General features: G+C 68.4%; 7 protein-coding genes and 1 pseudogene. 4 read left to right on the top strand and 4 right to left on the bottom strand.

Features of this window, described 5'->3' with window-relative positions; genetic code table 11:
* Positions 1-5: 5 nt before the first annotated feature.
* The 4 genes and pseudogenes from ggt to GLA29479_RS14265 form a co-directional block, all read left to right on the top strand.
* A pseudogene (gene ggt, locus GLA29479_RS14280) lies at positions 6-1592 on the top strand (gamma-glutamyltransferase); the annotation flags it as partial.
* A 100-nt stretch (positions 1593-1692) separates the two neighbouring features.
* Complete coding sequence (locus GLA29479_RS14275) at positions 1693-2280, top strand: hypothetical protein (RefSeq protein WP_057971984.1); 588 nt, start codon at positions 1693-1695, stop codon at positions 2278-2280.
* 163 nt (positions 2281-2443) lie between these two features.
* The gene (locus tag GLA29479_RS14270; RefSeq protein WP_057971983.1) at positions 2444-3343 is read left to right on the top strand and encodes an MBL fold metallo-hydrolase; all 900 of its coding nucleotides are present in this window, start codon (positions 2444-2446) and stop codon (positions 3341-3343) included.
* Positions 3340-4101: a TMEM43 family protein gene (locus GLA29479_RS14265; RefSeq protein WP_169795667.1), complete on the top strand. Its 762-nt coding sequence runs from the start codon at positions 3340-3342 to the stop codon at positions 4099-4101. The genes GLA29479_RS14270 and GLA29479_RS14265 overlap by 4 nt, the downstream gene beginning before the upstream one ends.
* Positions 4102-4167: 66 nt before the next feature.
* Here GLA29479_RS14265 and upp read toward each other — a convergent pair whose 3' ends face one another.
* From upp to GLA29479_RS14245, 4 genes are all read right to left on the bottom strand, one after another.
* Positions 4168-4803 carry a uracil phosphoribosyltransferase gene (upp, locus tag GLA29479_RS14260; protein ID WP_057917399.1) on the bottom strand — a complete coding sequence of 212 codons (636 nt, stop codon included), beginning with the start codon at positions 4801-4803 and terminating at the stop codon, positions 4168-4170.
* A 189-nt stretch (positions 4804-4992) separates the two neighbouring features.
* A complete protein-coding gene (locus GLA29479_RS14255) occupies positions 4993-5304 on the bottom strand; it encodes a hypothetical protein (RefSeq protein ID WP_057971982.1) in 312 nt (103 codons plus the stop codon).
* Between the two features lie 80 nt (positions 5305-5384).
* The gene (locus GLA29479_RS14250) at positions 5385-5627 is read right to left on the bottom strand and encodes a hypothetical protein (RefSeq protein WP_057917401.1); all 243 of its coding nucleotides are present in this window, start codon (positions 5625-5627) and stop codon (positions 5385-5387) included.
* Positions 5628-5735: 108 nt separating this feature from the next.
* Positions 5736-7235: an aminotransferase class III-fold pyridoxal phosphate-dependent enzyme gene (locus GLA29479_RS14245; protein ID WP_057971981.1), complete on the bottom strand. Its 1500-nt coding sequence runs from the start codon at positions 7233-7235 to the stop codon at positions 5736-5738.
* Positions 7236-7291 lie beyond the last annotated feature (56 nt).

The raw sequence follows: 7291 nt of genomic DNA, 5'->3' as shown, positions 1-7291 counted from the left end.
GCGCGCACTCGCTCTCGACCCAGGCCGGCCTGGAAATCGTCCGCGCCGGCGGCAACGCCTTCGACGCCGCGATCGCGGTGTCCTCGACCTTGTCGGTGGTCGAGCCGATCAGCTCGGGCATCGGCGGCGGCGGTTTCTTCCTGCTGCACGACGCCAAGCGCAATCGCGACATCTTCGTCGACGCGCGCGAAACCGCGCCGGCCGCGGCTACGCCGGCGGCCTATCTCGACGACAAGGGCGAACTCAACCGCGACCGCGCCACCAACGGCCCGTGGTCGGCCGGCATTCCCGGTCTGCCGGCGGCGCTGGTGCACCTGGCGCAGAACTACGGAAAGCTGCCCCTGAAGACTTCGCTGGCGCCGGCGATCCGCATCGCGCGCGAAGGCTTCGAGGTCTATCCGCGCCTGGAAAAGGGCTACGGCAGCCGCCGTGAAGTGATGGAGCGCTACCGCGGCACCCGCGAGGTGTTCCTCGCCGACGGTTCGCCGCCGAAAGCCGGCGAGATCCTCAAGCAGCCGGATCTGGCGCGCACCCTGGAACTGCTCGGCGAGAAAGGTTTCGACGGCTTCTACCGCGGCGACGTCGCCGCCAAGCTGTTGGCTTCGGTCAAGCAAGAAGGCGGCCAATGGCGCGCCGAGGAGCTGGCCGGTTACAAGGTGCGCGAGCGCGAACCGCTGCGCTTGAAGTACCGCGCTTGGGACATCGTCACCGCGCCGCCGCCGTCCTCGGGCGGCGTGGCCTTGGCCGAAATCCTGCAGGTGCTGCAAGGCTGGGACCTGTCCAAGCTCGACCCCGCGCACCGCACCCACATCCTTGCCGAGGCCATGCGCCGTGCTTATCGCGACCGCACGATTTATCTGGGCGATCCGGATTTCGTGAAGATGCCGATCCAGCGCCTGACCAGCGCCGATTACGCCGCCGGCCTGCGCGCGACGATCCATCCCGAGAAGGCCACGCCGAGCGATCTGCTGTCGGGCCAGCCGGCGCCGCTGGAAGACGACGAGACCACTCATTTCTCGATCATCGACGGCGACGGCAACCGCGTCGCGGCAACCCAGACCGTGAACCTGCTGTACGGCTCGGGCCTGGTGGCGCCGGGCACCGGCGTGCTGCTCAACAACGAAATGGACGACTTCGCCCTGCGTCCGGCCACGCCGAACGCGTTCGGCGTGATGGGCTTCGAGGCCAACGCGCCGGAACCCGGCAAGCGCATGCTCAGCTCGATGACGCCGAGCTTCCTGGAATCGTCCGATCGGGTGGTCGCGGTCGGCGCGCCCGGCGGCAGCCGCATCATCACCCAGGTGTTGCTGGCGATCCTCGCCTACGACGCCGGGCTGCAGCCGCAGCAGGTCGCCGCGCAACCGCGCATCCATCACCAGTGGATGCCGGACGCGATCTCGGCCGAAGCCGGCGCGCTCGATGCCGCCACCGTCGCCAAGCTCCAGGCCATGGGCCACAAGGTCAACGCCGGCGAATCGACCTGGGGCAATCTGCAGACGGTGATGTGGGACAAGCGCGCCAACACGCTGTCGGGCGGCACCGATCCGCGCAATCCGGTCGGCCAGGCCGACGTGCAGCCGAACAAGCCCTGAGGCGGCGCCTGCGAAACCGCCGCCGCGATGGCGCGACGGCGGTGCGGTGCAGTAGATTTCGCGGCATGGACGGCAGTGTGATGCGACAGGGGACAGGGCAGTGAGCGACGACAACGACAAGCGTTGGTATACCCGCGTGCCTGCGATCTCGATCGCGCTGGTCGCTTTCCTCGTGGCCTTGACCACCCTGATCAACAACGTGCGCGAGATCGGCGGGCTCAAGGAGAAGCCGACGACCCCGGCCGCGCCCTCGCAGCCGGTCGCGACCGCTCCGGTGAAGCCCGCCGCGCCGCAGGCGCCGGCCCGCTACACGGTGTTGCTGACCCTGGAAAAGATCGAAGTCGTCAACGACGGCACCAACGGCAGCACGGCCTGGTCGTTCGACGTCAGCGCCGGCGGCCAGGACCTGTTCGCGCTGCCGTCGCGCGATTACCTGGACACCGAAGCCGAGCGCATCGTCACGCCGCGGCCGACCGATCCCTCGATGGGGCGGGTAGTGCTGGTGGCCGGGCAGGAGATGCTGGTCAAGATCAACGGGCGCTCGTCCGGGCTGATCAGCAAGGCCGCCGCCAGCGGCAGCGCGACCCTGTTGGCAGAACGGCCGTTGGCGCCGGTGCGCGTGGTCGCCGGCGATGGTCGCGACGGCGAGTTCATTTTCCACTTCGCCACCGTCACCACGCCGCAATGACGGCCGCAGGCGCCGTGGCGGCGCCTGTCCATGATCGGCGGCCGCGCAGCGTGAGCGGCGCCTGTCCACGATCCGCGGCTTCGCCGCATTCCGGCCCGATGCCTGCGTTTGCGCAGTAAAATCGAGCCATCCTTCGCCAGTGCCCGTAACGGGCGGTGCAGACATGAAGCTCTGGTCGATCCTCGGCAACTCGCAGAAACTCGATGGCGGCGCGATGTTCGGCAATGCGCCGCGCGCGATGTGGGCCAAGTGGTCGCCGCCCGACGAGCACAACCGCATCGCCCTGGCCTGCCGGGCCCTGCTGGCCAGCCCGCTCAATGGCAAGACCGTGCTGTTCGAAGCCGGCATCGGCGCCTTCTTCGAACCCAAGCTGCGCGAACGCTACGGCGTGGTCGAGGATCGCCATGTCCTGCTCGAATCGTTGGCGCGCGCCGGTTTCGCCCCCGAGGACATCGACGTCGTGGTGCTCTCGCACCTGCATTTCGACCATGCCGGCGGCCTGCTCGCGCCGTGGGCCGAAGGGCAGGCGCCGCGCCTGTTGTTTCCGAACGCGTCCTATCTGGTCGGGCGCGAGCACTACGAGCGCGCGCTACACCCGCACGCGCGCGACCGTGCGAGTTTCATTCCCGAGTTGCCGGGGCTGCTCGAAGCCACCGGCAAGCTCGAGCTGGTCGAGGGCGCGCATTCCAGGCTGCTCGGCGACAGCGTGCGCTTCCACTACAGCGACGGCCACACGCCGGGGCTGATGCTGGCCGAGATCGTCGGCCCGGAGAGCGTCGACGGCGAGCCGCACGGCGGCGTGGTGTTCTGCGCCGATCTGATTCCCGGGCGGCCGTGGGTGCACGTGCCGATCACCATGGGTTACGACCGCAACGCCGAGTTGCTGATCGACGAGAAGAAGAGCTTCCTCAGCGACAAGCTCGCGCGCAACGTGCATTTGTTCTTCACTCACGACCCCGACTGCGCGCTGGCCCAGGTTGTGCGCGACGACAAGGGCAAGTTCGGCACCGCGCACGAAGTCGCCGAACTGCAGGCGCGGACGCTGGCCGCATGGGCTGCGTGAGCGGCCGCCGGCGCCGGGCGGCGCTGGCCCTGTACGCCATCGCCTTGCTGGCGATGTACGTGCTTGCGGGCACGGCATTCGCTCAAGCCGAAGACCCGGGCGAACCGCTCGGCGAGCCGCGCAGCGGCAAGCGCCTGCTCGATCGCGACTTCGGCGTGGAAACGCGCGAGTTCGGGCTGGATCGCCGGGTCGAGATGTACCAGTGGCGTTCGGTCGGCGAGGGCTACGAGCGGGTCTGGAACGCGGCGCCGATCGATTCCTCGAAGTTCTCGGCCGGGCACGTCAATCCCTCGCGCCTGCCCTTGGAGAACAAACGCTGGTGGGCGGACGCCGCGACCCTCGACGGCAAACCGATCCGCCCCGAGGTGCTGCGCGCGGTCGGCGAGTGGCGTTTGTTCCGTCCGAATTTCAGCCGCCTGCCGGCGAATCTCGCCGCGACCTTTCAGCCGGAGGGCGACGGCCTGGGCAGTGCCGAGAATCCGCTCGACCCGCAGATCGGCGATCTGCGCGTGAGCTGGCGCGAACTGCGGTTGCCGCCCTTGGAAGGCAAGCTGGAATTGCGCGAAGGCAGTTGGCGCCTGCGGCCCGAAGCCGCCGCGGCGGCCTTGAACGCCGCGCCCGCACGCGAGCCGAATGCGGCGGCCTCACTCGACCGCGACGATGGCCGCTGGTCGCCGGCCTGGTTCGCCACCGCGGTGGCGTTCGCCCTGATCCTGCTGTACCGGTTGCGCAAGCGGCGCCAGCGCAAGGCGTCTTGAGGTTTCGCTCGAACCTCGCTCCTTACGCTTGAGGTCTGCGCAGCGCGTGCGACAGCGCTTGCTCGCTCAAGCGTAATGCTTGGTCCCGAAGATCTTGTCGCCGGCGTCGCCGAGGCCGGGCAGGATGTAGCCGACTTCGTTGAGGCGCTCGTCGACCGAAGCGGTGAAGACTTCGACGTCGGGATGGCGCGCTTCCAGCGCCTTCAGGCCTTCCGGCGCGGCGACCAGGAACAGACCCTTGATGCGCTTGCAGCCCGCGGCCTTGAGCAGGTCGACGGTCGCGATCAGGCTGCCGCCGGTGGCGAGCATCGGGTCGAGGATCAACGCGGTGCGCTCCTCCATGCGGCCGGTGAGTTTTTCGTAGTAGCCGACCGGCTGCAGGGTCTGCTCGTCGCGCTGCAGGCCGACCACGCCGACCTTGGCCGCCGGGATCAGTTCCAGCACGCCCGGCAGCATGCCCAGGCCGGCGCGCAGGATCGGCACCAGGGTGACCTTGGCGCCCTTGATGCGGCGGGTGACGACCGGCCCGGCCCAGCCTTCGACCACGGCCTCTTCGGTTTCCAGATCGGCGGTGGCTTCGTAGGTCAGCAGGGTCGCGACTTCCGAGGCCAATTCGCGGAACGACTTGGTGCTGTTGTCGGCGCGGCGCATCAGGCCGAGCTTGTGCTGCACGAGCGGGTGGCGGACTTCGACGATTTTCATGGGCGGCCTTTCTACGGTGGTCTGCCGGGCGGTCTTGTCCGCAAGCATTGATGGTTGTGGGGCGGGGCGCAAGTTCGGTGCGCGTCGCGGCCGTTCCCGCCCGGCGTCGCGGGCATTGCGGTATGGCGGCCTGGCGATGCGGAGTCCGCGGTCGAGGCGCGAAACCCACGGGACGGCCCGCGCGGTAACTCAGTCGGCGGTGGCGTACAGATTGTCGCCGTCGGCGATGGCTTGCTCGATGAAGCGCGCGAACTCACGCACCTGGCTGGGCTCGGTGAACTGTGTGGCGATCCGCGTCAGTTCTTCCAGCAGCCGCGGCAATTCGCCGAGCAGCAGCGTGGTGTCGGCGTAGTAGTCGCGCAGCTTGTGCAGCAGCGGATACGCGCCGCGTGGCTGCGCGCGGGCGAACAACTGCGAATGGAAGCGTTCGTCGATGGCGAACAGCCTGCGCGAAGCGTGGATCTCGCGCTCATGCCGGGCCTGGATCAGGTCGAGCGCCATGACGGACGGAACCGGTGCGCGGGGCGGATGCGTCGCGCGGGCGCGGCCGCGGCATGCCGCAGCCGGCCCGCGCCGCGGCCTCAGGCCGTGCGCACGTACTGGATCTCGACGCCGTCGCTGCTGCCGATGGCCGCGCGCAGCACGGTGATCAGCGAGCCGGCGTTGAGATGATCGATCTCGATCATGTCGACGGTGGCGTGGTCGATGAAGTAGTTCTGGTCTTTGCTGTCTTCTTCTTCCAGCGCCGCGACAAGGATCTGCAATTCCTCTTCGCTGATCTCGCCGATGTCGGCGCCGGTGTCCTTGTTCGACAAACGAATCATTCCATTGGCTCCTTTGGAGCAGTAGTGAGTGAAGAAGAGTGAGGAGTGAGTAAGAGCGAGAAGCGGCTTTCGCTCACTCCTCACTCTTCTCCACTCACTCCTAGGCCGTCAGGCCGCCGCGGCCTGTTGCGCGCGCGGGCCTTCGCGCAGGGCGCGGCCGACCATCGACACCAGCAGTTCGATTTCGTCGCTGCCGATGGTGAAGTTCGGGGTGAAGCGCAGCGAGTTGACGCCGCCGTGGATCACGCCGATGCCGCGCTCGCGCAGCCATTCTTCGGTCGAGCCGGCGCCGTAGCACTTGAACTGCGGGGCGAGTTCGCACGAGAACAGCAGGCCGGTGCCCTGGACCTTGGTGATCAGGCCGCCGAGTTCGCTCTTGAGCTTCTCCAGCTTTTCGATCGCCTCGGCGCCGCGGTTGCGGATGTTGGCCTGCAGTTCCGGGGTGACGTGTTCCATCACGGCAACGGCGACGTCGAGGGCGCGCGGGTTGCTGGTCATGGTGTTGCCGTACAGGCCCTTGCGGTACAGCGAGGCGGCGCGTTCGCCGACCGCGAGCACCGACAGCGGGTACTGACCGGCGTTGAGCGCCTTGGAATAGGTTTCCATGTCCGGCGCTTCCAGGCCTTCGAAGCCCGGGTAGTCGACGATCGACAGCACGCCGTGCGCACGCAGGCCGGCCTGGATCGAATCGACCAGCAGCAGCGAACCGTGGTTGCGGGTCAGCTCGCGGGCGGCGGCATAGAACGCCGGCGGCACGCCGCGGCCCGGGTCGCCTTCGCCCATGACCGGCTCCAGGAACATCGCCTCGACGAACCAGCCGTTGCTGTCGGCGTCGGCGAACACCTTCTTGATCGCATCGATGTCGTAGGGCTCGACGGTGATCACCGAGTCTTCGTTGCGGAAGCTGGCCAGGTGCTGCACATAGGCCTTGCGCGAGGAATCCGAGTACAGCGCCGGGCGCTCGGTGCGGCCGTGGAAGCTGCCCTTGACGACGACGCGCTTGATCGCGCGGCCGGCGTGGCGCGCGCCCGGGTCGGTCATCAGCTTGCTGTTGACGTCGGCGATGCGCGCAGCCAGCGATACCGATTCGGAACCGGAGTTGAGGCAGAAGAAACGCTCGTACGGGCACTCGCCGCGGGTGGTGCCGATGGCCCCGCGCAGGGCGCGCTCGAAGCGCAGCTGCGACAGCGACGGGGTCATGATGTTGGCCATCACCTGCGGCTTGGCCATCGCGGCGATCACCGCCGAGGGGGTGTGGCCGAAACCGAGCATGCCGTAGCCGCCGGAGTCGTGCAGCACCGCGCCCTTCAGGGTGATCACCCAGGGGCCGCGCGCGGTCAGGGCGACATAGGGATTGACGCCGTCGTCGGGATAGAAATTGACGTAGCCGGCCTGGACGGCCTGGATCTGCGCGTCCTCGTCGAGGTCGAGCAGGTCGGCGTGCAGGTCGCGGATCAGGGCGTACTCGGCCGCGGCCGCGGCGATGGCTTCGCCGAGCTCGGGGTGGGTCACGGCGAAACGGGCGACGGTGTCGTCGTCCAGGCCGATGGTGCGGCGTTTGCCGGCGTGAGCGCGCAGCGGCGCGAGTTGGCTGAGCAGGTTGTTCATCGTCAATCTCCACAGGCCGGCGATATGCGCGGCCTCTCCAGTTTTCGGCCGAGGCC

This window comes from Lysobacter antibioticus, assembly GCF_001442535.1.
In the GTDB taxonomy this organism is placed as follows: Bacteria; Pseudomonadota; Gammaproteobacteria; order Xanthomonadales; family Xanthomonadaceae; genus Lysobacter; species Lysobacter antibioticus.
Note: the sequence above shows the minus strand (reverse complement) of the source record. Positions and strands in the feature narration are given on the sequence as shown.

Excerpts from the sequence above, each read along its gene's own strand:
- GLA29479_RS14255 (WP_057971982.1), bottom strand. The coding sequence starts at position 5,304 with ATGGCGCTCGACCTGATCCAGGCCCGGCATGAGCGCGAGATCCACGCT.
- GLA29479_RS14250 (WP_057917401.1), bottom strand. The coding sequence starts at position 5,627 with ATGATTCGTTTGTCGAACAAGGACACCGGCGCCGACATCGGCGAGATC.
- upp (WP_057917399.1), bottom strand. The coding sequence starts at position 4,803 with ATGAAAATCGTCGAAGTCCGCCACCCGCTCGTGCAGCACAAGCTCGGC.
- GLA29479_RS14245 (WP_057971981.1), bottom strand. The coding sequence starts at position 7,235 with ATGAACAACCTGCTCAGCCAACTCGCGCCGCTGCGCGCTCACGCCGGC.
- GLA29479_RS14270 (WP_057971983.1), top strand. The coding sequence starts at position 2,444 with ATGAAGCTCTGGTCGATCCTCGGCAACTCGCAGAAACTCGATGGCGGC.